Here is a 21,715-nt window from a genome sequence, read left to right on the forward strand (position 1 = left end):
CTTAGGCCATGCTGGCCAGGATGCCGATCCCGAGCCCCATGCCGACATAGGTCTTGATGACATCGGAATCGACCGCACTCAAAACGACGTTGGGTTCGACGCCGCAGGTCGAGAAGGCGTGATCGATCTGCGCTCGCCCGGTGAAGGCGGGGTCATAGGTCACGATCGGCCAACGCGCGATCTCCTCCAGCGTCAGCGCTTGCACCTCCAGGATCGGATGTCCAGTCGGTGCAGCGACACAGCGATTCCACCGATGGCAGGGCATAGCGGGCCTGGGGGTGTGGGTGGTCGCGAAACTCAGCGACCCGCTCGTCCAGGAGTCGTTGATCATCATCGTTATATTGGTACATGGGTTCGTGCTCGTCGTTTGCGGTGGGCCAGCGGCGCGCCCATCCTCCTTGGCGGGGAGGATGAGGCGACGCTTCGGTCGATGGCGTCGGTGCAAACACATGCTAACGAGCCGAAAAAGAACTTAGAAGGAATTTAGAATTAGATAGTTATAACTTTTAGGACAATTAAGCATTTGGCGGTGAGGCCACAGCCGCTGTTCACAATTGCAAGGTCCATTCTGCATCTACGACCACAGATACCCGAGAACGCGCGGACTCGAACAGGGTAAAGCGTTGGCCGTAACGTGCGGCTTTTCAGGCAGGTACGACCTAACCGCAGTGCCCCCATTCATCGATCGGCTTGGGTCTCCCAAGCAGGTACCCCTGAAAGACATGACAGCCGTTGTCGCGCAGGAACATACGCTGCTCCTCGGTCTCCACCCCCTCGGCGATGACCTCCAGCCCGAGGGACTGACTCATGGCGAGGATAGCCCGGACGATGGCGGCGTCGCTGGGATCTGTAGCGATATCGCGCACAAACGACTTGTCGATCTTCAACTGATCCAGCGGCAGCCGTTTGAGATAGGAGAGCGAGGAATATCCGGTGCCGAAGTCGTCCATCGAGAAGCTCACGCCCAGTGCCTTGAGCTGTTCCATTCGGCTGACGACTTCCTCGGCGTTCTCCAGCACCACGCTTTCGGTCAACTCCAACTTGAGCCGTCGCGGGCTGGCTCCGGATACCTCCAGGCTGGCCTGGGTCTGCGCGACGAAATCGGGCTGATGGAATTGGCGGGCGCTGACATTGACCGCCATGCTCAGACGGCGGGTGTGTTCATCGGACTCCCAGGCTTTGATCTGAGCGCAAGCCGTATCCATGACCCATTGGCCAATCGGCAGGATGAGCCCGGTCTCCTCGGCCAGCGGAATGAACTCAAGCGGCGAGACCAGGCCATGATCCGGTCGGTGCCACCGCAATAGGGCTTCGGCGCCAAAACAGCAGCCATTCTGGTCGAACTGCGGCTGATAGTAGAGCTGCAATTCTCCCTTGAGCAGCGCCTGGCGCAGCGCGGTTTCCAGTGCCATGCGCGACTCAATGGTCTTCTGCATGGCAGGGTTAAAGAAACGTGCCGTATTGCGCCCCGCGTCCTTGGCCTGATAAAGCGCCACGTCCGCTTGCTTAAGCAGCACTTCAATCGAAATGTCGTGGCCGTAAAAGAGGGTCAGCCCGATGCTGGGCGTGCAGTAATAGGCCGGCTTGGCGGAGGTGAGCGCGTAAGGTGCGTTGAGCGCGACCCGCACCTTTTCTGCGGCCATCTCGGTCATGTTGGCCGCCGCCTGCTCATCCGTTCCCAGATCTTCCAGAAGCACGACATATTCGTCACCTCCCAGACGACTGATGGTGTCGCCTTCGCGCAGGCTCGCCGCCATGCGTTGCGCGGCTTCGATCAGCAGTCGGTCGCCGACATCATGGCCTAGGGTATCGTTGATGGCTTTGAAACGATCCAGGTCGAGCATCATCAAGGCGCCATATTGGCGGCTGCGATGACTGGTCATCAGTGCGTGACCCAGCCGATCGAACAGCAAGCGTCGGTTGGGAAGCTCTGTCAGCGGGTCGTAGTAGGCAAGGTTGCGAATCTGCTCCTCGTGCTTCTTGCGTGCGGTAATGTCCTGGGCTGTGAAGGTCACGCCCTTGTCGAGATTCTTTGAGTCGATCGGCGACGAGGACAGGATGATGTTGAGCAGTGATCCATCCTTACACCGCCAGCGGGTTTCCACGGAGCCGATACCTTGCTCCTGGATCTGGAGATATTTCTCGTGCCCGACAGACTCGAATTCCGCGTCGGACGGATAGAGTATGCGGGAGGACTTGCCGATCAACTCGTCCTGGCTGTAACCCGTCATGCGCAGCAGGGTGTCGTTAACTTCGATGAAGCGACGGTTGACCACTACGCCGATGCCCACGGGCGCAGCGCGCAGGATGCTATTGGCTCGGGCCTCGCTGTCGGCAAGCTGGAGCTCCGCCCGGCGGCTCTCGGTGATATCCTCGCCGGCGCTGAGACTGCCGATCACCTGCCCCTCGGCATCCCGGATGCTGTTGTTGTGCCAGGCGATCAAGCGTTCCTCGCCCGAGCGAGTCCGAACCGGGTTCTCGACATATTCCGAGCCCGTCAACTCTCCGCTCAAGACCTTGCGATGGATATCGCGGATTTCAGCCACATTGATGTCGTGGGGGAGGCAGATCGAGAACCAGTCCTGGCCGATCAGATCCGCTTCACGATAGCCCAGCAACTCGCGGCCCTTGCGGTTGATCAAGGTGACGCGGCCTTCGCGATCCAGAGCGACGATGATGGCCTCGACCGTCTGCAGGATGTTGTGGATGGTGTCGCGCTCCTGGCGCAGCCTTTCCATGGCCCCGCGCTGCTCGAACTCAGCGCCCGCGCGCGCCGCAAGGATGCGCAGGTTGGCATGGACCAGATCGCTGTCGCTCAGCGGCACCCGGGTCATCCCGACGATGAGGCCCAGCACCTCGCCCGCTGAGTCGAGGATGGGCTCGCCGATGTAGCCCTTGGCACCGAGCCGCTTCAAATCAAGGTCCTTGGGAAACTTGACGTCGACTTCGGATTCGATGATGCAGCGCCTCGTGCTCAACACCTGCTCGCACGGGGTGAAGGCGAGATCGTAGGACCAGTTTGGAATCGGCTGTCCGTCCCGCCAGGCGGCCTGGGTCGCGACACGCGGTTGCCCCGGAATCAGTCGGGCGACGTGGACATGGTCGAGCCCCAGTGTCTCGGCGGCATGGCGGACGACGGCTTCGCAGAAGCGCCCGCGGTTCGGGGCTGAGACGAAATTCGCCGTCGCGGCTAAGGCGGATTCAAACTGCCGACGCTCGTTCGTTTCCATTATTCGAGCCATTTCCATGATAAACAGAGGGCTTTAATGCCGGAGTATCTCTGTCATTGGGGAGTCGTTCATACGCTGTCCGATTTAAAGACCTTCGCCATGGCTTCGGAGAAGGCAATCGACGCGGTGAAGAGGGCATCGCCGGCGCGGTGTGCGAGCTGGGCCGCGACCATCTGCTCAAGGCGCTGCTCGACCGTGGGTATCGACGACGGCCACAATTCGGCGTCTCCCGGGCAGTAGCGGATGTGGTGGCCTTCGTGCCGATAGTCCGCATGGCTGCCCGGCTGACCATCGCCGCTCCGCCAGGCGATCCGCATTCGGTCGATGTTCGGTCGCCCCTCGTCACGGCGATGCACCTCGATCCGGATTGGCCCACTGGACGACGCGAACTGCCAGACCAGCTGCTTGCCTGTGGCTACGCCCTTTTGCGGCTTCCAGTCGAGGCGTGAAGCCAGCCAGCCGAGGAGTAGCCATGCCAGCGGCAGCGCGTGGGGCCCGTGGTGCAGCTCGATCGAATCGATACGCTGGAGCGCGCCGGGGACCACGCTCGGGGCCAGGCTTTGGGACAGAATCCGCCGCCAGGGTTTCAGGCGGCGCCAAGCCAGGTTGAAGATCACGGTGCGATTGTTCTTCGACCATTGGGTCATCGCCAGCACGCCACGCGGCGGGTCCGCCCAGCCGATGCTGTCGTAAATAATCTGGTTGGCCATGGGGCAAAGGCATCGAACACTGGCCCGGTGAGCGCTGGCGGTCTGGGTCTGAGCCACCAGAGGGCGGCTCCATCGCCACCAGCGACAGCAGCTGGAGGGTATGATTCTGAAATCAAAGGTACCACATATAGTCTGCCCCGCGATGCAAGAGGAAAATCGCTGATTTGGTAGAAGGAAACGTTGCGGCCATATATCCGGCATCTTCAGCGGAATCATTATCGAAGTGATCCGCGTGCCCTGATGGAATTCGCGTACCTCGCCGTCCTCAATCAGGTTCAGATCAGGTGCGCGAGCGCCATGGATCAGCAGCTGGCGCAGATAGACATCGCCACGCTTGCTGATGCCAAGGAGTCGCGGTTTGCCGCCGGTGGAATGCTGTCGCGGCACCAGCCCAAGCCAGGCCGCCAGCGCCCGGCCATTGTTAAACAGCCCCCACTGATCGCCCAGGGTGGCGAGCAAGACGGTGGCCACCAGCGGGCCGATACCGGGAATGCTCATCAACAGCTGGGCCGGCTCGCTGGTGTCGGCGACAGTTTTGATGTGGGCATCGTAATGGGTCGCGCGTCCATCGAGGTGACGCAGTTCCTCGAGCAATCCATGGAGCTCGGCGCGAAAGCGCTCGCTCAGTCCATTGTCGGCGTCTTCCAGAATCTCAGGCAGCCGACGCTTAGCCGATCTCCACCCGATGACGGACCTGCCCAGCGAGAAAGGCCTGGATGTTGGCCGCGATCTCCTCGATCACCCGCTGGCGCGCCTCGCGGCTGGCCCAGGCGATATGCGGAGTCACGATCAGATTGGGGATGTCCGGCGCCAGCAGCGGATTGCCCTGGCGCGGTGGCTCGGCGCTCAGTACATCGACGCCGGCGCCGCCGATGGTCCCGGCACGCAGGGCGTTGGCCAGGGCTTGCTCATCGACGATGCCGCCGCGCGCGGTATTGATCAGCAAGGCATCAGAGCGCATCAGGCCGAGCTCGCGCGCTCCGATCAGACCTCGGGTTGCATCAGTCAGCGGGCAATGCAGGCTCAGCACATCCACCAGGGGTAAGAGTGTCTCAAGCGGCAAACGGCCTTCGGCGGGTGCGCCACCTGGGCGCTGGGCAATTAGCACCTGCATGCCAAAGGCCTCGGCCACCCGCGCCACCGCCTGCCCGAGCTCGCCGTAGCCGACAATGCCCAGAGTACGTCCGGCCAGCTCACGGATTGGAAAATCCATCAGGCAGAAGCGCTCATGCTGCTGCCAGGCGCCACTGGCGACTGCACGCTGGTAGTCTGGCAGGCGAGTCGTCAGGGCCAGAATCAGGGCGAAGACATGCTGCACCACCGACGGGGTGGCATAGCGCACCACATTGGCCACCGCGATGCCCCGCTCACGGGCCGCGTCCAGATCGACATTGTTGGTGCCGGTGGCGGCGATGCAAATCAGCCGCAAGTCGCTAACACGCTCCAGGACCGGGCGGTCGAATACGACCTTGTTGGTCACCGCAATCTGCGCATGCCCGATCCGCTCCAGCACCTCGGCCGGTTTGCTGTGCGGATAGTGCCGCCAATGCCCGCACACCCGTTCCAACGCGGACAGATCAAGATCGCCCTGATCGATGGTGGCAACATCCAGCAACACCCCGCTGAACGCCGGCACATTGCCATCTTGCTCTGAAACCTCTGACATCGCCTAACCCGCCGTCGTCGCCGAAAACCCTATGCTACCCGGCCGCGGGACTTCGCGTCACCGGGGCTTTGCTGGCGGCTGTTGGCCCGAGACCAAACCGGTCATCGCCTCGCTGAGTTGCCAGGCGCGGCGGTTGGCTTCCAGATCGCGCACCTGCTGCGGAAGCTTGAGGGGCTTTTGGCCATCGAAATAGCGGCCATTCATGTCCGCGAGTTCCGGGTCCCGCGCTGCGCGAAGCACCCGCCGAGCGGCTTGCTCGGGCTTGGGCAGTGCCCAGCCGAGAAACAGCGCAATGGCTTTCCAAAACAACCCTTGCGCCCCATCTGTGCCACCGAGGTTGGACTTAAACACGCCGGGAAAGACACAGTTGACCGTCACCCCTGTCCCTTCGAGCCGCCGGGCCAGCTCAACGGTGGAATGCAACATGCCGAGCTTGGACTGGCCGTAGGCCTTCATCATGCTGTAGCGCCGGCGTTCCCAATTCAGGTCGCTGAAGTCCATCGCGGTGTCCATGCGCGTACCGACATTGATGATGCGAGCCGGGGCGCTGCGCTTGAGCCGCTCCAAGAGCAACGACGTCAATAGGAACGGCGCGAGATGGTTGACGGCCAGCGCGCATTCGATACCTTCAGGGCTCAAGCGGCGCTGCGGAAACGCGGTACCGGCATTGTTGATCAACAGCTGGAGCTGCTCGAAGTCCTTGAGCACGGCGGCGGCTAGGGCGCGCACATCGCTCTGGGAGGCGAGGTCTGCAACGTAAAGTTGCACCCGCGGGTTGCCTGTTTGCTGGCGGATTTCCTCGCAAGCCGCCTCGCCCCGTGCCGCATCGCGCGCCACGATTCCAACCCGCATTCCTTCAGCCGCTAAGGCCGCGGCGACCGCCTTGCCCAAGCCCGAGTTCGCGCCTGTCACCAGCGCCGAGCAGTTGTCGTTGTTCAATGATCTCTCTCCGAGGTTTCGGCCGCTTGAGCATATCCGATCTCGCTCGCTCAGACCGAGCTAAGATTGCAAAACAGCAGAACAAGCATTTAACCTGCAACTCTGGCGCCTTGCATTGCCCGGCGCGCTATTTGATATTGGCCGGCATTGGCCCGCATTGGCCGTCACGCCATCCGCAGTTTTTTGGAATCCTAACGATGCCTGACATTTGTTTCCGATACCAGCCGATGCTGGCGCTCTTTTTTGCGTTCTGTCTGACGCTCTTTTGCGGCCCAGCCGCGGCTGAATCGCCGAGCGATTCCGCTGCCACACCGCCCACGGACAAGTCGATTGACATATCGATTGAAGGGGATTCCGAGCAAGCCGCGTCGGACGCGACTGCAGCATCGGCCCCATCTGCTGACCAGCTCGAACCGACGGCTGATGGCCCGCTGGCGTCCGCGACCGACGCCCCGCTGACCAGCGAACTGCGCTCCCTTGAAGCGCTTGACCGCGCGCTGGCCAGCAAGGAGGCGCAGGTGCGTGAGGCGCAGCAGCAGCTGATCGCCGCCGAGGACAGTGTGACCCAGCAGGAGCTGACCGAGCGGTTACGCGAGCTCAAGGCGGAGTTTGAAGAACAGCGCCTGCAGTTTGAGAAATTTGCGGTCAATATCGATCTGCGCCCCTTCATCGATGAGGAAGAAAAGCCTTTCAACTGGCAGGATGAGCTGAGCAAGCTGCTCAAGCCGATCATCGCCGAGATTGAGAATGCGACCAAGGAGTCGCGCGCCATTGGCGAGTTGCGCGCGCAAATGAATGAAGTCGAGGAGCGCAAGAGGCTCGCAACCGAGGCCACTGAAAGACTCCAGACCCTGCTTGCTGAAGACCCAATCCCGGCCCTGCAAGCGCGTTTGCAGGAGCGGCTCGTCGACTGGGAGCGCACAGCCACCGACGCGGGCAACCGTTACGCCGCGCTGGAATTGCAGCTGAATAAGCGCCTGGCGGAGCGGGACTCGGTGCTGGAGGAAACCACGGGGTATGCCAAGCGCTTCGTGCGCACCCGGGGGCTGAATCTGGTCATCGCCATCGCCGCCTTCGCAGCGGTGTTTATTGGCGTGCGCTGGCTGGCCACAGCGCTGCGCCGGGTCTCGCCGACGGCGGAGAGCCGCTTCAGCACCCGCCTGACCACCCTGCTGCTGCACGTCTTCAGCGTGCTCGGCGGGCTGGTTGCCATGCTGATCGTGTTCAACATGGCTGGCGACTGGTTCATGCTCGGCATTATTCTGATCTTCCTGATCGGCATCGGCTGGGCCAGCATCAACACCCTGCCCAGCCAGATCGAGACGGTGAAGCTCATCCTCAATATCGGCCCGGTGCGCGAGGGCGAGCGGCTGGTCTTCAACGGCCTGCCCTATCGGGTGGAATCCCTTGCCTTCACCGCCCGGCTGGTTAATCCGCTGCTCGACGGCGGCGTGCAACAAATGCCGGTCAAGCACCTGGTCGGGCATATCTCACGTCCGCCCGGTGACGAGGAGCCTTGGTTCCCCACGCAGACTGGCGATTGGGTCGAGCTAGCCGATGGTCGCTTAGGCCAGGTCATCCACCAAAGTCCCGCCAACGTCATTGTGAGGGAACCCGGCGGCGCCGAGGTGCCCTACCCGACCGATGGGTTTGTTGCGCTTAACCCGCGCAAACTCTCGCAGGGTTTCCGCGTCACTACTCGCTTTGGCATCGACTACCGCCACCAGGCCATCGCCACCACCGAGGTACCGGCACGGATGCGCGAAGCCTTGGAGCAGGAACTGGCCACGGCCCTCGCCAACGAGGTAAGCGAAGGCACCAGCAAGCACGGCAGCAACGCCCACAGCATCAAAGCTATTGATGTTTTGTTCGCCCAGGCCAGCGCCTCGTCGCTGGAGTATCTGGTCCACCTCGATCTGAGCGGCGACGCGGCAGCTGCCACCCCGATTATCGAGGCCGCCATCCAGCGCATTCTCATCGATACCTGCAACACCCAGGGCTGGGAGATTCCGCTGACGCATATTGGCGTGCATCAGCTTCAGGCCTGAACCAGAGATTTTGGCGGCACAGCAGACCAATACGATGAAACTGACAGACAAAATCAAGCAGGCCGTGGATTTCTCTAAGGGGAATGGACTTATTACCGCCATTGCCCAGGATGCCGATAGCGGCGAGATCCTGATGGTGGCCAACATGAACGAGGAATCCTTGGCGCGGACCCTCGAGCTGGGCGAGGCGGTGTACTGGAGCCGCTCGCGACAAAAGCTTTGGCATAAGGGTGAGGAGAGTGGCAACACGCAAAAGCTTCGCGGGCTCTACATTGATTGCGACGGGGATGCCATCCTGCTGAAAGTCGAGCAGCGCGGTGGCGCGGCCTGCCACACCGGCAAGCGCAGTTGCTTTTTCCGACAGATCGAGAACGGCGATCTGATCGATGTGGGCGTGCAAGTGTTTGATCCCGTTGAGGTCTACGGGTCGTGATACCGGCTGGCCAATGCGTCAACCTGTCGCATCCTGATAGAGCTCAGCATGGCGAAAACAGTCGACTAGGTGGTCGTTGACCAACCCGACCGCTTGCATCAGTGCATAGCAGATGGTCGGGCCGACGAATTTGAACCCGAGCGCGCGCAGATCACGGCTCATGGCGTCTGACTCCGCCGTGCTGGCGGGCACCTGCTCAAGGCTTTGCCAATGGTTTTGTCGCGGCTGGCCATCGACATGCTGCCACAGGCGGTCATGCAGGGTATCGCCGGCTTCCCAAAGCCGCACCAGGGCGCGCGCATTGCCGATGGCGGCTTCGATCTTGCGCCGATTGCGCACGATGGCGGGATTGGACAGCAGGCGTGCGATGTCTTGGTCGCCGAAGCGCGCGATGCGCTCGGGGTCGAACTCGGCAAAGGCCTCCCGGTAACCCTCGCGCTTGCGCAGAATGGTGATCCAGCTCAGGCCGGCCTGGGCGCCCTCAAGCAGCAGGAACTCGAACAGCCGCTGCTCCTTATGCTCGGGCACGCCCCATTCCTGGTCGTGATAGGCGGTATAGAGCGGATCGGTACCGCACCAGCCGCAGCGCGAAGGCGCTGTCATCATCAGGTCTTGGCGCCCTGGTCAATGGCAGCATCAAGCAAGCGCTCGAGCGCGGCATGGATGCCCGCGAAGACTGTCCCAGGCGCGGCGGTCATCTGCGCCGCTGTCTGGACATAGGCACCGGGGCTGAGTTCATCGGCACAATGCTGGCACAAGGCGGCGACGCTGCTGGGAGTGGATTCCAGATGGCATTGCAGCCCCAGCACCCGCCCCTGATAGAGAAAGCCCTGCTGCTCGCACGCCTCGCTGCGCGCCAGATGCAGGGCGCCATCCGGGATGTCGAAGCGATCGCCATGCCAATGAAAGGCATCAAGCCGCGGCGGCAGACCGGCGCAGGCGGAATCAGCCAGCGCTTCGGCGGTCAGTTCAATGGGGAACCAGCCAATTTCGCGCTCGGCATTGCGGCTGACTCGCGCGCCGAGCACCTGCGCGATCAACTGCGCGCCAAGGCAGACGCCAACCATGGGGAGGCCGGCCGCGATGGCATTCTCGATGCAAGCTTTCTCCGCCCGCAGCCAGCTGTGCTCCGCCTCGTCATGCACCCCCATCGGGCCGCCCATCACCACCAGGGCGTCGAATTCATCCAGCAGCGGCGGCGGGTCGCCCGCATACAGGTGGCTCACGGCAATCCCATGCCCGCGATCCGCGGCCCAATCAGCAATCATGGCCGGGCCTTCAAAAGGGACATGTTGCAGCACATGTAGTCTCATGGTTGTTCTCCTTATAGAGCAGGAACACGCCGAGCCGAGAATTTTTTCAGCCGAGCGACCATCTCTTTTTCACCAGTCCAGTCCAGTCCAGTTCAGCTCAAACCAATTCATCCTCTAACCGCCGCTCCCTGGAGCGCGAGCTGGCCGGAGCGCCCCGGCACCTTGCCCCACGCGATGCGGTGGCGTGGCAAACGGGTCAGGTCGAGGCTGTTGGCAATATCGCGCAATGGGACGACATCATCGCCGGCGCTTTGCCACATGATCAGCAGGCGTTCAAGCACGGGTTGCAGCTTCATGCCCTCGAGCTCGGCGTGCACTGTCAGCACATGACCGGTGGGCGACAGCTCGCTGGCGCATTGATACAGCACCTGATGCAGCTCATAGTCCTGCACGTCGGGCTGGCCCATGATTTCTTCGAGTGTGGGCAGAGTGGTTGGCAGTTGTGCACAGGCCGCCTTTGCACCATCAATAACTGGCAGAAAAGGGCAGTGCCCGCGGGTGTCGCTGGCATAGTGGAAACCGAGCTGGGCTTCCAGCGCGGGTAGCTGGTCGTTTATCTGCCAACCGGCGGCGCCATGCACCCGCGCGGGCTCGGCGAAAATGCGCTGAAAGGCCTCGCTCGCCAGCGTCAGTTCGGCACGGGTCCAGGCGCGGTCGCGGCGAGCGACCAAGTCTTGCCAGCGCACATGGTCATAGCCGTGAATACCGACCTCATGGCCCGCCGCGCGAACCTCGCGCATCATCTTGGCACCGCGCCGGCCGATGTCCGGCGCAGGCAGCAGCGTGCCGTTCAACAGGGTGCGCATCCCATAGTGACGCACGACGGACGGACGCTGCAGATTGGCCAAAAAGCCCGGTTGAAAAATCCGTCGCAGCGCACGGCCGGTATTGTCCGGCCCGAGGCTGAACAGAAAAGTCGCCCGCACCTCGAAGCGCTCAAACAGCCGCAACAGATTTGGCACCCCTTCCAGCGTGCCGCGCAGGGTATCAACGTCAACCTTAAGCCCGATGCGCATCCGTTATACCTGAACCATAGGGGATTTCCGCGTGTTTTGGGCCGGCGGCATGCAACAAAGCCGTTGACGCCAGAGTTCAGAACATTCATAAAAGAGCGCCATTGCGTCGCGCACTTCAGCCAACAGGAGCCGCCGGATGTCAAAACTGCGCCAGGCGATGACGGACAACGGCTTCGAGTCCAACGACGACTACGAATTCCAAGTCCGCTGCCTGCTCGAAGAACCGGCCCGACACATTCGCACCCTGAGCATTGAGGGCGACAGCGACAGGCGCAAGACTGCCTTTGCCCATGCGCTTGCCCAGGCGCTTGAATTTCCGCATGTGCTCTACTACGACTTCACCGAGCAGAACCCGCCGCCGCCCGAGATCATTTTGCCACCGAGCCGCGATGAGCTTGGCCGCGAGGAGTCGCCGATTGATCCGCTCGATGACATTGCCAGCAAAGCCTGCGCGCTCAGCGAAGCAGAAAAAGCCGTGCTGATTCTCGATCAGCTCCAGGCGGCGGATTTTCGCGAGCACATCCGCATTCACCGCTTGGTCAAGGAGCGGCGCTGGACCATCAATGATGCGCCCTTTTATGCCAAACCGGCCAATCTGCTGCTGTTTTTAATCAGCGACGAGCCGCTGTATCATTCACTCAAGCGCTATTGCTTTCGCGTCTGGATCAGCCGCGTCTCGGAGCGGCGTATCGACTTCCGCCCACGGGATTTCGGCCTCGGCTCCGACGCCGCGCCGGTGCTCGGCGCCCTGATTGATCTGTTTAGCGCGCTCAAAGCTGCGCCTACCCGCGGAGAGTTCGCGCGCATTCTCGATGATCTGCAACTGCGCATCACCGACGAGGACCACTTGCGCCATTCGGTCTTCGGGCGCTGCGAGGGGATCTCGCACGAGGCCCTGCGCAGCGATGCCATCGCCCCACAGCTAAAACAAGTGATTGATGCCCTGCGGGACTATCTCGGCACCGAGCATATCGAGCTCAGCAGCGAGTAAGCCGCCACCGCAAGGCCAGGCGCCTCGCGGTGGTCGATGGCGAAAGGTTTAGGCTGCGACCTCAGGGGCAGCTGGCCTTGTCGCCGCCAAGGGTTCCGGTCAAGACCAAGAAGTCGTTAAAGGGGCCCATTACTCCCATGGCCTCCATCTTGGGGCCGCTGAACTTGAGCTTGCCGCTCATCATGGCACCCATAGCGCCGCAGCCGGATTTGCCCTCGCCCATGCAGGTCCAGTCCTCATCGCTGGCGTACATCAGGTAGTCGGCACCATAGTCAGGGTCTGTATTCGTCACCGCACCGCCATAGGTGCAGGTCGCCTTGCCGTTCTGAGACTCGATCTTCAACTCCACCTTGCTGCCGAGGCCGCATTTCGTGCGATACATTTGAATGGTCTTGAAACCTCGGCCCTCGTCGTTATCGATCCAACCGTCTCCAAGCTCGCCAGTCAGGGTCGCGTTCTGGTTCCAGGCTTCGCAGGCTTGTTTCGCCCACTCCTGGTCCATGAACACGGAGGCTTCCACCCCCAGGGCAGTCAGGCCAAACAGGCCGCCGATGATCAATGATGCAGTCTTGGTTTGTTTCATTATCGTGTTACTCCTCCAATGGTGATGCGCCAGCAGGCGACGCTGCATTCCGGTCGATGCAACACGCTGTCTGCCAGCGCCGGACGACTGACGCGGCGATGACGCAAATTCAGGGCGCCTTCGCTGCATCAACGCCAGATGCTGCCGTGTGACAAGCGCTTTGGCAAGGCCAATCTGATGGCAAGCTGAACAAAACACCGCATCATCGCATGGCGGCAACGCGCTGAACGCGCTACCCTGACTGACCAGATTGGTATCGCCAGCAAGGCGTGACCCGAGGCCTTAAGGCCAAATACGCCGAAGCGAATTCATTGCTGACACGTCAGTGCAGAGACTGAGACGCGTGCTTCAATTCAAACTGCAACAAACGCCCAAGCGCACCGCAGCTGTCTGGATGGCAGCGGCCATGCTCGTGCTGTCCACTCAAGCCACCTGGGCATCGGAAGACGCCGAACGCGCCCGCATCCTGACCGAGCGGGGGGAAATCCTGCCCCTGGAGCAGCTGATCGCGCAGGCACGCGAGCACAAGCCCGGCACCCTGATCGAGGCCGAGTTGGACTGGGAGCCGGATCATGGTGTGGCCGTCTACGAGCTACTGATGCTCGGGGAGGACGGCGAATTGTGGGAGCTGGAACTCGACGCCCGCACCGGCAGACTATTGGAAGTGGAGCGCGAGCATGATTAGCACATCGGCCCGCGTCTTGTATTAGACCATGCGCCTGTTGTTGGCCGAAGACGATGACGCCCTCGCCGGCCCGCTCGCCGAGACGCTCGCGCGCGCCGGCTTCGCGGTCGATCGATTACACGACGGGCTGGAGGCGCAGCCCGCACCCTTGTTCACGGAGTATGACATCATCGTGCTCGATCTCGGCCTGCCGGGCCTGCCCGGGCTCGACCTGCTGCGCGACTGGCGCAAGCGCGGGTTGACCACCCCGGTGCTGGTTTTGACCGCGCGCAACGCCTGGCACGAGCGGGTCGATGGGCTCAAGGCCGGCGCGGACGACTACCTCGGCAAGCCGTTTCACACCGAGGAACTGCTCGCCCGCCTGCAAGCGCTGTTGCGGCGCGCGGCCGGCCAACCGCAAGAGCGCCTGCGCGTCGCCGGACTGAGCCTGGACGAAGACCGCCAGGAGGTCAGCCTAGCCGATGGCAGCGCCGTTGCGCTGACCGGCATGGAGTTTCGCCTGCTGCGCTATTTCATGTCCCACCCCGGCAAGGTGCTCGGCAAGGAACAGCTCACGGATCATCTTTATGATCAGCACAACGAGCGTGGCAGCAATCTGATAGAGGTCTATGTGCGCCGGCTGCGGGAGAAAATCGGCGCCGAGCTGATTCGCACCCAACGCGGACAGGGCTATCGGTTCGGCTCGACAGGGGCGCTGACTGGTGAACCGGCTGGTGAACCGGCTGCCGCACCAACCGACCACCCTGCCGCCGATTCGGCACGCAACTCGGTCGCCCGTTAAACCCCATGAGCTCGCTCCAACGCCGTCTGAGTCTTGGCTTGTCGCTCAGTCTGCTGGTGCTGATCGCTGGTGCCTGGTGGCTAGGGCACTCCTCCCTGCACCGCAGCGCCGATGCGCTGGTGCTAAGCCGGCTCGAGCACGATGCCGGAACCTTGCTCGCGCACCTGAGCTTCGAGGATAACGGCGAACCGCGCGTGGCCGAAACTCATCTGCCACCTGTGACCGAGCGCCCTTACTCCGGCCACTACCAGATGCTGCGCACAGCAAGCGGGGCTGAGTGGCACTCCCGTTCCCTGTGGGATTTCAGCCTGGCACCCCCGCTGTTGCCTGCCGGCACCCAGTCCAGCTGGAATCAGCCCGGTCCAGACGGCCAGGAACTCCTGGTGTGGAGTGCGGGTTATCGGCGCGGCGACGTTGAATTCACCCTCTCGATGGCCGAGGACGTGCGTCCAATCATGCGCGAGACGCGCGGTTTCGAGCACACCGTCGCCTTGCTCGCGCTACTCGGCTTTGCCGGTATGCTTTTGATTCACCATTGGATACTCAGGCGCGCCTTCGCCCGACTCGAACCTCTGTATCAGGACATCGATCGGCTGGAGGCCGGTGCCACCGGGCGACTGACCGAGGCCGTGCCGCGCGAGTTCCTGCCTCTAGTGCGCAAACTCAACGGGCTGCTCGCCGTCCAGACCGCGCGTCTGGAGCGTTCGCGCCAGGCGGCCGGCAATCTGGCCCATGCGCTCAAGGGACCGCTGGCGGTGGTGCTGCGTGCGCTGGAATCCGAGGCTCCGGCGGCCCAGGAACGCGACGGTGCGCGCGCCCAGCTGGCCAAGGTCAATGCGCTGATCGAGCGCGAATTGCGTCGCGCCCGTTTGTCCGGCGCGCCAGCCGCCGGCGCCTGGTTCGACGCGGATGCCGAGCTCGGCCCGCTGATCCGTCTGCTGCGACAAATCTATGCCGACAAGGCGCTGCGCATCGACTGGACCGCGCCGTATCCCGACCCGCTCCCGTTCGATCGCGAGGACATGCTCGAGCTGCTCGGCAATCTGCTCGATAACGCCTGCAAATGGGGTCGCCAGCGGATTCGGGTTGCGATTCGCGTGGCCGATGGCGCCTGCCGGATCGAGGTCGAGGACGACGGGCCGGGCTGTCCCGAACCGGCGCTGAGCGAGATTCTCGCGCGTGGCTCGCGCCTTGATGAACGCACCGCTGGTCATGGGTTAGGATTGTCGATCGTGCGCGAGATCACCGGCCTGTATCGCGGCGAGCTTCGGCTTGGGCGCGCGTCCCTCGGCGGGCTGCGTGCCGAGCTGTCGCTGCCACTCGCGTAACCGGAAATCCGCGGCAACCTGCCTGCACCGCGCAGCCTCCGCCAGCGGATGTTCAGTTTGGATTCAGCTTTACGGGATACGCTAGTCAACATGAGTCCACACATGCACCCCCATTTCATGATCAGATCCCTGGCCGGGCTGCTCGTCCTCGTCTGGCTGGCCCCTGCGACCGGCGCGACTCTGGGCGAGACCGTCACGGCGGCGCTTGCCCTGTCCAAGCAAGAGCGTCTCACTGCGGCAACGCGCGCCGAGAGCCAGGCGTTAGCGGCTCAGGCCGGCAGCTTGTTGGCCGAAGACCCGGCCTTGCGACTGAAAACGCTCACCGACCGCTTCAACAGCAACGACGGCGCCTTCGAGAACGAGGCCATGGTCGATCTACCGCTGTGGTTGCCAGGACAGCCGGCAGCGCGCCGCGGCCAAGCCCAAGCGATGAACCTGCAAGCCGACCGGGACGCCGCCTGGCGGCGCTGGGAGATGGCCGGGCAAGTGCGCGAGATGGCCTGGACCGCCGCCCTCGCCGAGGGGCGGCTGCAACAGTCCGAGCAGGCGCTGGCCAGTGCCCGGGCGCTCGAATCCGAAATTGCTCAGCGCGCCGAGGCTGGCGAGTTGGCACGCATGGAGGTCGCGCTCGCGGAGCAGGACACCATGGCGCGCGAGCTTGACCGCGAGGACGCGCGACTCGCTCTGGCCCAGGCCATGCAAGGGTTCCGATCGCTAAGCGGCCAGGATGCGCTGCCCAAGCCACTGCTCGAGACCCCGCCCGCCACACGCGAGTTGGCCGAGGACCACCCGGCTTTGCAGCGTGCAGACGCCATGAGCGCCCAAGCGCGAGCCGGGCGCGAGCGCGTGCGCCGGGATCGGTATGGTCAGCCGGTGGTGGGGCTGGGTGTCAAACAGGCGCGTGACCAACGCGGCATGGACACCACTGAGTCTCTGCAACTGGAAGTCAGCCTGCCGTGGTCGCTCAAACGCTTGCATGCACCTGAGTTGGCCGCCGCCGAGCGCTCGCTGACCGAGGCTGAGGTCGAACAACTCCAAGCCCGGCGGGAGGTTGAGCGAACCCTGGCCGAGGCCGAGCTGGCCTGGCACAGCGCCGGCGCGGCCTTGAATCTCGCCGAGCGTCAACAGCAAACCGCCGCCCGGGCGCTCGCGCTGACCAAACGCGCCTTTGCCCTGGGAGAGCTGGATCTGAACCGCCTGCTGCGCGCGCGCGAGCAAGCGCGCCTAGCCGATCTGACCTTGGCCCTGCGCCGCCTGGAGCGCGGCCGGGCCAGCGCGCGCTTGAATCAGGCGCTGGGTGTGGTGCCGGGGCCCAAATAGGGGTCCAGATAAGCGTCGATGCGCTTATGGCGTCGCTCTCTCATATTCATGATGTTTTCTCCAACTGTTGCAGACGATATGAAAAATAACGCCAGAAAGCACCGGGAATGGCTTCGCGCGGCAATGACCGCGCTGCTCTGCGCCCTACTCACCCCAAGCCTCGCCGCGGCCGCCGACCTCATCCCGCTCAGCACCACCCAGCGTGCCGCGTTCGGCATTGAGCTGGCCATACCCGAAGCGACCGGCGAGGCACGCTCGCGGCGCTATCCGGCGCGGGTAACGGTGCCCAACCCGCAGCTGCGGGTGGTCAGCGCGCCCCAGGACGGCATTCTCGATGCGCTGCTGGTAGCCGAGGGCGAGCGGGTCGAACAGGACCAATTGCTCGCCGAACTGCGCAGCCCCGGGCTGGTCGATCTACAAAGCGCCTTTCTTGAGGCCACCACCCGCCTGGAGCTGGCCACGAGCGAGCTTGAGCGCGACCAGCGTCTGGCGCGCGACGGGCTGATCGCCGAGCGCCGCCTGCTTGAGACCAAGTCCCGCCATCGCGAGCTGACCACCAGCGCCGAGCAGCAACGCCAGCGCCTTGCCATCGCTGGGCTGTCCGACGCCGACATCGCCGCCCTGCGCGAGAGCCGCCAGCTGAGCAGCGCCCTGCCGATCCGCGCGCCGCTCGCCGGTGTGGTGCTGGAGCAAATGGTGGCGACTGGCGAGTCGGTCGCCGCCGCCACGCCCCTGTATCGCATTGCCCGGCTCGATCCCTTGTGGCTGGAAGTGCATGTCCCCGTCACTGACTTGGCCGGGCTTATCATCGGTGGGCGTGCCTGGCTGCCGGAGATGGACCTCGACGGGAAAATTATCACCATCGGCCGCATGGTGCATGAGCGCGATCAGGGCGTGCTGGTGCGCGCTGAAATTCGCGACAAATCCGGCCAACTGCGGCCCGGTCAGTTTGCTGAGGTGCAGCTCACCGCCAACGGCGACGGCTGGAAGGTGCCGGCAGATGCGCTGATTCGCCAAAGCGGACAGGCCTATCTGTTCGCTGCCCGTCCCGGCGGCTTCGCGCCGCTGCCTGTCACTGTCCTGAACGAACAGGACAGCAAGGCCCTGATCACCGGCGAACTGACAGCCGACGACCGCGTCGCCATCAGCGGTACCGTGGCGCTCAAAGCCATCTGGCTTGGCGCTGAAAGCAGCGGAGGCGAATAATGCTCGCGCGCCTGATTCAATTCGCGCTCACCCAGCGACTGTTAATGCTGCTCGCAGTGGCGTTGCTGATCGGCCTCGGCTGGCAAGCGATGCGCCAGACGCCCATCGACGCATTCCCGGATGTCTCCACCACCCAGGTCAAGATCATTGTCAAGGCGCCCGGTATGACGCCGGAGGAAGTCGAGTCGCGCATCACCAGCCGCATCGAGGTGGAGATGCTCGGCATTCCCCACCAGACCATGCTGCGCGCCATCGCCAAATATGGCCTCACCGACATCACCATCGACTTCGCCGAGGGCACTGACATCTACTGGGCGCGCCAGCAGGTGGCCGAGCGGCTGAACGCGGTCTGGAGCGAGCTGCCGGACGGCGCCGAGGGCGGCATCGCCCCCATGACGACGCCGCTTGGGGAGATGTTCATGTTCAGCATCGACGGCGGCGGCCTGAGCCTGGCCGAGCGGCGCGACCTGCTCGACTGGACCATACGCCCGGCGTTGCGCTCGGTCTCCGGGGTGGCCGATGTGAATGCACTCGGCGGCTTCGTGACCACCTTTGAGGTGGTGCCGGACAATGGCCGCATGGCCAGCCGTGGCGTGTCCATGGATGACCTGAAGACGGCCGTGACCGCCAACAATCGCAACGACGGCGCCGGCCGGCTCGACGAGGGCGAGGAATCCCTGCTGGTGCGCAGTCAGGGCGCCATCCAGACGCTGGAGGATCTCGGCGGCATCGTTGTCGGCGGCGACAACGCCCAACCGGTTCGGGTCGCCGATGTGGCCGATGTGCGCTTGTCCGCCCTGACCCGCTATGGCGCGGTCACCAAGGACGGCAGTGGCGAGACGGTCGAGGGCCTGGTGCTCGGCCTGCGCGGCGCCAATGCCCGCACCCTGGTTCAGGGCGTGCGCGCCAAGCTCGATGAGCTCAAGCCCGGGCTGCCCGATGGGGTCGAGATCCAGGTCTTCTACGACCGCGGCGTGCTGGTCGACAAAGCCGTGCATACCGTGTCAAAGGCGCTGATTGAGGCCATCGTGCTGGTGCTGGTGCTCTTGGTGCTCTTCCTCGGCGATCTGCGCGCAGCCCTGACGGTGGCGCTAATCCTACCGCTAGCGGCGCTCGCGACCTTCATCCTCATGAACCGGTTCGGGCTCTCGGCCAACCTCATGTCGCTCGGCGGTCTGGCCATCGCCATCGGCATGCTGGTCGATGCCGCCGTGGTGGTGGTCGAGAATATCGTCACCCAACTAGGCGCACACGGGGGGCGCAGCGGCGCTCGCTTGCCAAGATTGCACCTGATCTACCGCGCCACCCGCGAGGTAGCGCTACCGGTCGCCTCCGGCATCCTGATCATCATCATCGTCTTTCTGCCTCTACTCACGCTCGAGGGACTGGAGGGCAAGCTGTTCGTCCCAGTGGCCCTGACCATCGTCTTCGCACTCAGTAGCTCCCTGCTGCTGTCGCTGACGGTGATCCCGGTGCTTGCCTCCTTCCTGCTTGGACCGGCCGAGCATGGCGAACCATGGCTGGTGCGCCAGCTGCTGGCGCTCTACACCCCAGCGCTGGAGTGGAGCCTGCGCCACCCGCTGCCGGTCATCGGCGTGGCCGTTGCAATGCTGCTCGGGGCCGGGGTGGTTTATACCCAGGTCGGTAAGTCCTTCATGCCGAGCATGGACGAGGGCGATCTGATCGTGCAGCTGGAAAAACTGCCGTCAATCAACCTCAAGGAATCCCTCGCCATCGACCAGCGCGTACAGCGGGCGATTCTCGCCGAGGTGCCGGAGGTGAAAGCGATCATCGCCCGCACCGGCTCCGACGAACTTGGCCTGGACCCGATGGGCTTGAACCAGACCGACAGCTTTCTGGTGCTCGCGCCGATGGACGCATGGCGCATGGACACCAAGGAAGAACTGATGGACGCCATCCGTGCGGTGATGGACCACTTCCCCGGCGTCGACTACGCTTTCACCCAGCCGATTGAAATGCGCGTTTCGGAGATGCTGACCGGTGTGCGCGGCGATCTCGCCGTCAAGCTCTTCGGTCCCAATCAGGATCAGCTCAACAAGACCGCTGAGGAGATCGTCGCAGTGCTGCAAGGCCTCGAAGGCGCCGAGGATGTCTACACGCCACGCAACGAAGGCGCCCAGTATCTGAATCTCCAGATCGACCGTCTCGAGGCTGGTCGTTTAGGACTCGACATCGACGCCTTGGCCGCGCAGCTGCGCGCCGAGATTGAGGGCCTGCCGATCAGTATCGTCTATGGTGAGGGCAAGCGCCGGCCGCTGGTGATTCGCGGCCCAGAGTCGCTGCGCGAGAACCCCAGCCGGCTAGAGGCGCTGCGCATCGCCCTGCCCGATGGCCGCGCGGTATCCCTGACCAACCTGGTCACCATGGAGCGCGGCGAAGGCCCGGTCGCACTCACCCGCGAGCGCGGCAATCGCCTGGCGGTGGCCATCGCCAATGTCTCCGGGCGCGACCTGGTCGGCTTTGTCGAGGAAGCCCGGGCGAAGGTTGCCGAGCAGGTCGATTTGCCGACCGGCTACTGGCTCGAGTGGGGCGGCGAGTTCGAGAATCAACAGCGCGCCGCGGCACGCCTAGCCTTGGTGGTGCCCATCGCCATCGGGCTGATTTTTCTGATCCTGTTTTCCACCTTCCGCTCGGTGACGCAGGCGGTGCTCATCCTGGCCATGGTGCCCTTCGCCATGATCGGTGGCATCGTCGGACTCTTCGTCACCGGCGAGTACATGTCGGTGCCGGCCTCAGTCGGATTTATCGCCCTGCTCGGCATCGCCGTGCTCAATGGCGTGGTGATGCTGACCTATTTCAATCAACTGCGCACCCTTGGTCGCCCCATTGCTGAAGTGGTGGTCGAAGGCGCCAAACGCCGTCTGCGCCCGGTGCTGATGACCGCCACCACCGCCACCTTCGGCCTGGTACCGCTGCTGTTCGCCAGCGGCCCGGGCTCGGAGATCCAGCGCCCGCTAGCCATAGTGGTGATCGGCGGGCTGGTGTCCGCCACCACGCTGACGCTGATCGTACTGCCGATGCTGTATCGGCGCTTTGGGGCGCGCTGAGCGTTGCAAAACCAGAAACCGACCTACCCCTAATCCACAGGCACAACCCGCGATGTCCGATTGCCTCCTATCCCTGATCGTCGCCCCCGAAGCCGAAGACGCCGTCGCCGAATGGCTGCTCGATGACGAGACCATCCCCGGCTTCTCCAGCAGCCCCATCGCCGGGCATGGCTCTTCGGAATCCTCCATGACCCTTGCCGAACAGGTCGCCGGGCGCCGCCAGCGGGTGATGTTCTTCACCCATCTGGAGCAATCCGTCGCCGAGCGGGTGCTCGAGCGCCTGCGCGAGGAACTCCCGGGCGCCGACATCCATTACTGGATGGTGCCAGTGCTAGTGGCGGGGCATTTGGGGTGATTACTTCGTCGCGACCGCGAAGCATTCAGCTCAGCGCATCGCC

19 protein-coding genes and 1 pseudogene are annotated in these 21,715 nt (G+C 63.6%); 10 read left to right on the plus strand and 10 right to left on the minus strand.

Annotation, left to right across the window (positions count from 1 at the left end):
* Position 1 precedes the first annotated feature (1 nt).
* The 6 genes and pseudogenes from Thiosp_RS13420 to Thiosp_RS13445 form a co-directional block, all read right to left on the minus strand.
* Positions 2-334 (minus strand): LysR substrate-binding domain-containing protein, encoded by a 333-nt coding sequence (locus tag Thiosp_RS13420; protein ID WP_323696467.1) that lies wholly within the window; start codon positions 332-334, stop codon positions 2-4.
* A 325-nt stretch (positions 335-659) separates the two neighbouring features.
* Positions 660-3,230 (minus strand): bifunctional diguanylate cyclase/phosphodiesterase, encoded by a 2,571-nt coding sequence (locus Thiosp_RS13425; protein ID WP_201068023.1) that lies wholly within the window; start codon positions 3,228-3,230, stop codon positions 660-662.
* A gap of 68 nt (positions 3,231-3,298) precedes the next feature.
* Positions 3,299-4,156, minus strand: a complete 858-nt coding sequence (locus Thiosp_RS13430; protein ID WP_323697118.1) for an OpcA/G6PD domain-containing protein — start codon at positions 4,154-4,156, stop codon at positions 3,299-3,301.
* Between the two features lie 69 nt (positions 4,157-4,225).
* Positions 4,226-4,441: pseudogene (locus Thiosp_RS13435) on the minus strand (transposase); the annotation flags it as partial.
* A 166-nt stretch (positions 4,442-4,607) separates the two neighbouring features.
* Positions 4,608-5,606 carry a 2-hydroxyacid dehydrogenase gene (locus tag Thiosp_RS13440; protein ID WP_201068024.1) on the minus strand — a complete coding sequence of 333 codons (999 nt, stop codon included), beginning with the start codon at positions 5,604-5,606 and terminating at the stop codon, positions 4,608-4,610.
* 57 nt (positions 5,607-5,663) lie between these two features.
* On the minus strand, positions 5,664-6,545 hold the full coding sequence (locus Thiosp_RS13445; protein WP_201068025.1) for an SDR family NAD(P)-dependent oxidoreductase: 882 nt from the start codon (positions 6,543-6,545) through the stop codon (positions 5,664-5,666).
* A 197-nt stretch (positions 6,546-6,742) separates the two neighbouring features.
* Between Thiosp_RS13445 and Thiosp_RS13450 the strand changes: the two genes are divergently transcribed.
* Positions 6,743-8,593: a hypothetical protein gene (locus Thiosp_RS13450; RefSeq protein ID WP_201068026.1), complete on the plus strand. Its 1,851-nt coding sequence runs from the start codon at positions 6,743-6,745 to the stop codon at positions 8,591-8,593.
* Positions 8,594-8,627: 34 nt separating this feature from the next.
* A complete protein-coding gene (gene hisI, locus Thiosp_RS13455) occupies positions 8,628-9,026 on the plus strand; it encodes a phosphoribosyl-AMP cyclohydrolase (RefSeq protein ID WP_201068090.1) in 399 nt (132 codons plus the stop codon).
* An 18-nt stretch (positions 9,027-9,044) separates the two neighbouring features.
* Here hisI and Thiosp_RS13460 read toward each other — a convergent pair whose 3' ends face one another.
* From Thiosp_RS13460 to Thiosp_RS13470, 3 genes are all read right to left on the minus strand, one after another.
* On the minus strand, positions 9,045-9,632 hold the full coding sequence (locus Thiosp_RS13460; protein WP_201068027.1) for a DNA-3-methyladenine glycosylase I: 588 nt from the start codon (positions 9,630-9,632) through the stop codon (positions 9,045-9,047).
* The gene (locus Thiosp_RS13465; RefSeq protein WP_201068028.1) at positions 9,632-10,339 is read right to left on the minus strand and encodes a type 1 glutamine amidotransferase; all 708 of its coding nucleotides are present in this window, start codon (positions 10,337-10,339) and stop codon (positions 9,632-9,634) included. The genes Thiosp_RS13460 and Thiosp_RS13465 overlap by 1 nt, the downstream gene beginning before the upstream one ends.
* A gap of 107 nt (positions 10,340-10,446) precedes the next feature.
* Entirely contained in the window at positions 10,447-11,355 is a 909-nt protein-coding gene (locus tag Thiosp_RS13470; protein WP_201068029.1) for a polysaccharide deacetylase family protein, read from the minus strand.
* Positions 11,356-11,491: 136 nt separating this feature from the next.
* Here Thiosp_RS13470 and Thiosp_RS13475 point away from each other — a divergent pair, with 136 nt between their 5' ends.
* Entirely contained in the window at positions 11,492-12,346 is an 855-nt protein-coding gene (locus tag Thiosp_RS13475; RefSeq protein WP_201068030.1) for a hypothetical protein, read from the plus strand.
* 61 nt (positions 12,347-12,407) lie between these two features.
* Here the strand turns inward: Thiosp_RS13475 and Thiosp_RS13480 are convergent, their stop codons facing one another.
* Positions 12,408-12,929 (minus strand): SCP2 sterol-binding domain-containing protein, encoded by a 522-nt coding sequence (locus Thiosp_RS13480; RefSeq protein ID WP_201068031.1) that lies wholly within the window; start codon positions 12,927-12,929, stop codon positions 12,408-12,410.
* A gap of 343 nt (positions 12,930-13,272) precedes the next feature.
* On the opposite strand from Thiosp_RS13480, the gene Thiosp_RS13485 reads away from it, so the two are divergent.
* The 7 genes from Thiosp_RS13485 (at position 13,273) to Thiosp_RS13515 (ending at position 21,672) form a co-directional block, all read left to right on the plus strand.
* On the plus strand, positions 13,273-13,614 hold the full coding sequence (locus Thiosp_RS13485; RefSeq protein WP_201068032.1) for a PepSY domain-containing protein: 342 nt from the start codon (positions 13,273-13,275) through the stop codon (positions 13,612-13,614).
* Positions 13,615-13,642: 28 nt separating this feature from the next.
* Positions 13,643-14,395, plus strand: a complete 753-nt coding sequence (locus tag Thiosp_RS13490) for a winged helix-turn-helix domain-containing protein (RefSeq protein ID WP_201068033.1) — start codon at positions 13,643-13,645, stop codon at positions 14,393-14,395.
* 5 nt (positions 14,396-14,400) lie between these two features.
* A complete protein-coding gene (locus tag Thiosp_RS13495) occupies positions 14,401-15,723 on the plus strand; it encodes a sensor histidine kinase (protein ID WP_201068034.1) in 1,323 nt (440 codons plus the stop codon).
* A gap of 117 nt (positions 15,724-15,840) precedes the next feature.
* The gene (locus Thiosp_RS13500) at positions 15,841-17,043 is read left to right on the plus strand and encodes a TolC family protein (protein ID WP_201068035.1); all 1,203 of its coding nucleotides are present in this window, start codon (positions 15,841-15,843) and stop codon (positions 17,041-17,043) included.
* A gap of 78 nt (positions 17,044-17,121) precedes the next feature.
* On the plus strand, positions 17,122-18,249 hold the full coding sequence (locus Thiosp_RS13505; RefSeq protein ID WP_201068036.1) for an efflux RND transporter periplasmic adaptor subunit: 1,128 nt from the start codon (positions 17,122-17,124) through the stop codon (positions 18,247-18,249).
* On the plus strand, positions 18,249-21,317 hold the full coding sequence (locus Thiosp_RS13510) for an efflux RND transporter permease subunit (RefSeq protein WP_201068037.1): 3,069 nt from the start codon (positions 18,249-18,251) through the stop codon (positions 21,315-21,317). The genes Thiosp_RS13505 and Thiosp_RS13510 overlap by 1 nt, the downstream gene beginning before the upstream one ends.
* Before the next feature lie 52 nt (positions 21,318-21,369).
* Positions 21,370-21,672 (plus strand): DUF3240 family protein, encoded by a 303-nt coding sequence (locus tag Thiosp_RS13515; RefSeq protein WP_201068038.1) that lies wholly within the window; start codon positions 21,370-21,372, stop codon positions 21,670-21,672.
* Positions 21,673-21,715 lie beyond the last annotated feature (43 nt).

The sequence above is a fragment of the Thiorhodovibrio litoralis genome, from assembly GCF_033954455.1.
GTDB lineage: Bacteria > Pseudomonadota > Gammaproteobacteria > Chromatiales > Chromatiaceae > Thiorhodovibrio > Thiorhodovibrio litoralis.

Excerpts from the sequence above, each read along its gene's own strand:
- Thiosp_RS13420 (WP_323696467.1), bottom strand. The coding sequence starts at position 334 with ATGATGATCAACGACTCCTGGACGAGCGGGTCGCTGAGTTTCGCGACC.
- Thiosp_RS13425 (WP_201068023.1), bottom strand. The coding sequence starts at position 3,230 with ATGGAAACGAACGAGCGTCGGCAGTTTGAATCCGCCTTAGCCGCGACG.
- Thiosp_RS13430 (WP_323697118.1), bottom strand. The coding sequence starts at position 4,156 with ATGATTCCGCTGAAGATGCCGGATATATGGCCGCAACGTTTCCTTCTA.
- Thiosp_RS13440 (WP_201068024.1), bottom strand. The coding sequence starts at position 5,606 with ATGTCAGAGGTTTCAGAGCAAGATGGCAATGTGCCGGCGTTCAGCGGG.
- Thiosp_RS13450 (WP_201068026.1), top strand. The coding sequence starts at position 6,743 with ATGCCTGACATTTGTTTCCGATACCAGCCGATGCTGGCGCTCTTTTTT.
- hisI (WP_201068090.1), top strand. The coding sequence starts at position 8,628 with ATGAAACTGACAGACAAAATCAAGCAGGCCGTGGATTTCTCTAAGGGG.
- Thiosp_RS13460 (WP_201068027.1), bottom strand. The coding sequence starts at position 9,632 with ATGATGACAGCGCCTTCGCGCTGCGGCTGGTGCGGTACCGATCCGCTC.
- Thiosp_RS13465 (WP_201068028.1), bottom strand. The coding sequence starts at position 10,339 with ATGAGACTACATGTGCTGCAACATGTCCCTTTTGAAGGCCCGGCCATG.
- Thiosp_RS13470 (WP_201068029.1), bottom strand. The coding sequence starts at position 11,355 with ATGCGCATCGGGCTTAAGGTTGACGTTGATACCCTGCGCGGCACGCTG.
- Thiosp_RS13475 (WP_201068030.1), top strand. The coding sequence starts at position 11,492 with ATGTCAAAACTGCGCCAGGCGATGACGGACAACGGCTTCGAGTCCAAC.
- Thiosp_RS13480 (WP_201068031.1), bottom strand. The coding sequence starts at position 12,929 with ATGAAACAAACCAAGACTGCATCATTGATCATCGGCGGCCTGTTTGGC.
- Thiosp_RS13490 (WP_201068033.1), top strand. The coding sequence starts at position 13,643 with ATGCGCCTGTTGTTGGCCGAAGACGATGACGCCCTCGCCGGCCCGCTC.
- Thiosp_RS13495 (WP_201068034.1), top strand. The coding sequence starts at position 14,401 with ATGAGCTCGCTCCAACGCCGTCTGAGTCTTGGCTTGTCGCTCAGTCTG.
- Thiosp_RS13500 (WP_201068035.1), top strand. The coding sequence starts at position 15,841 with ATGATCAGATCCCTGGCCGGGCTGCTCGTCCTCGTCTGGCTGGCCCCT.
- Thiosp_RS13505 (WP_201068036.1), top strand. The coding sequence starts at position 17,122 with ATGAAAAATAACGCCAGAAAGCACCGGGAATGGCTTCGCGCGGCAATG.
- Thiosp_RS13510 (WP_201068037.1), top strand. The coding sequence starts at position 18,249 with ATGCTCGCGCGCCTGATTCAATTCGCGCTCACCCAGCGACTGTTAATG.
- Thiosp_RS13515 (WP_201068038.1), top strand. The coding sequence starts at position 21,370 with ATGTCCGATTGCCTCCTATCCCTGATCGTCGCCCCCGAAGCCGAAGAC.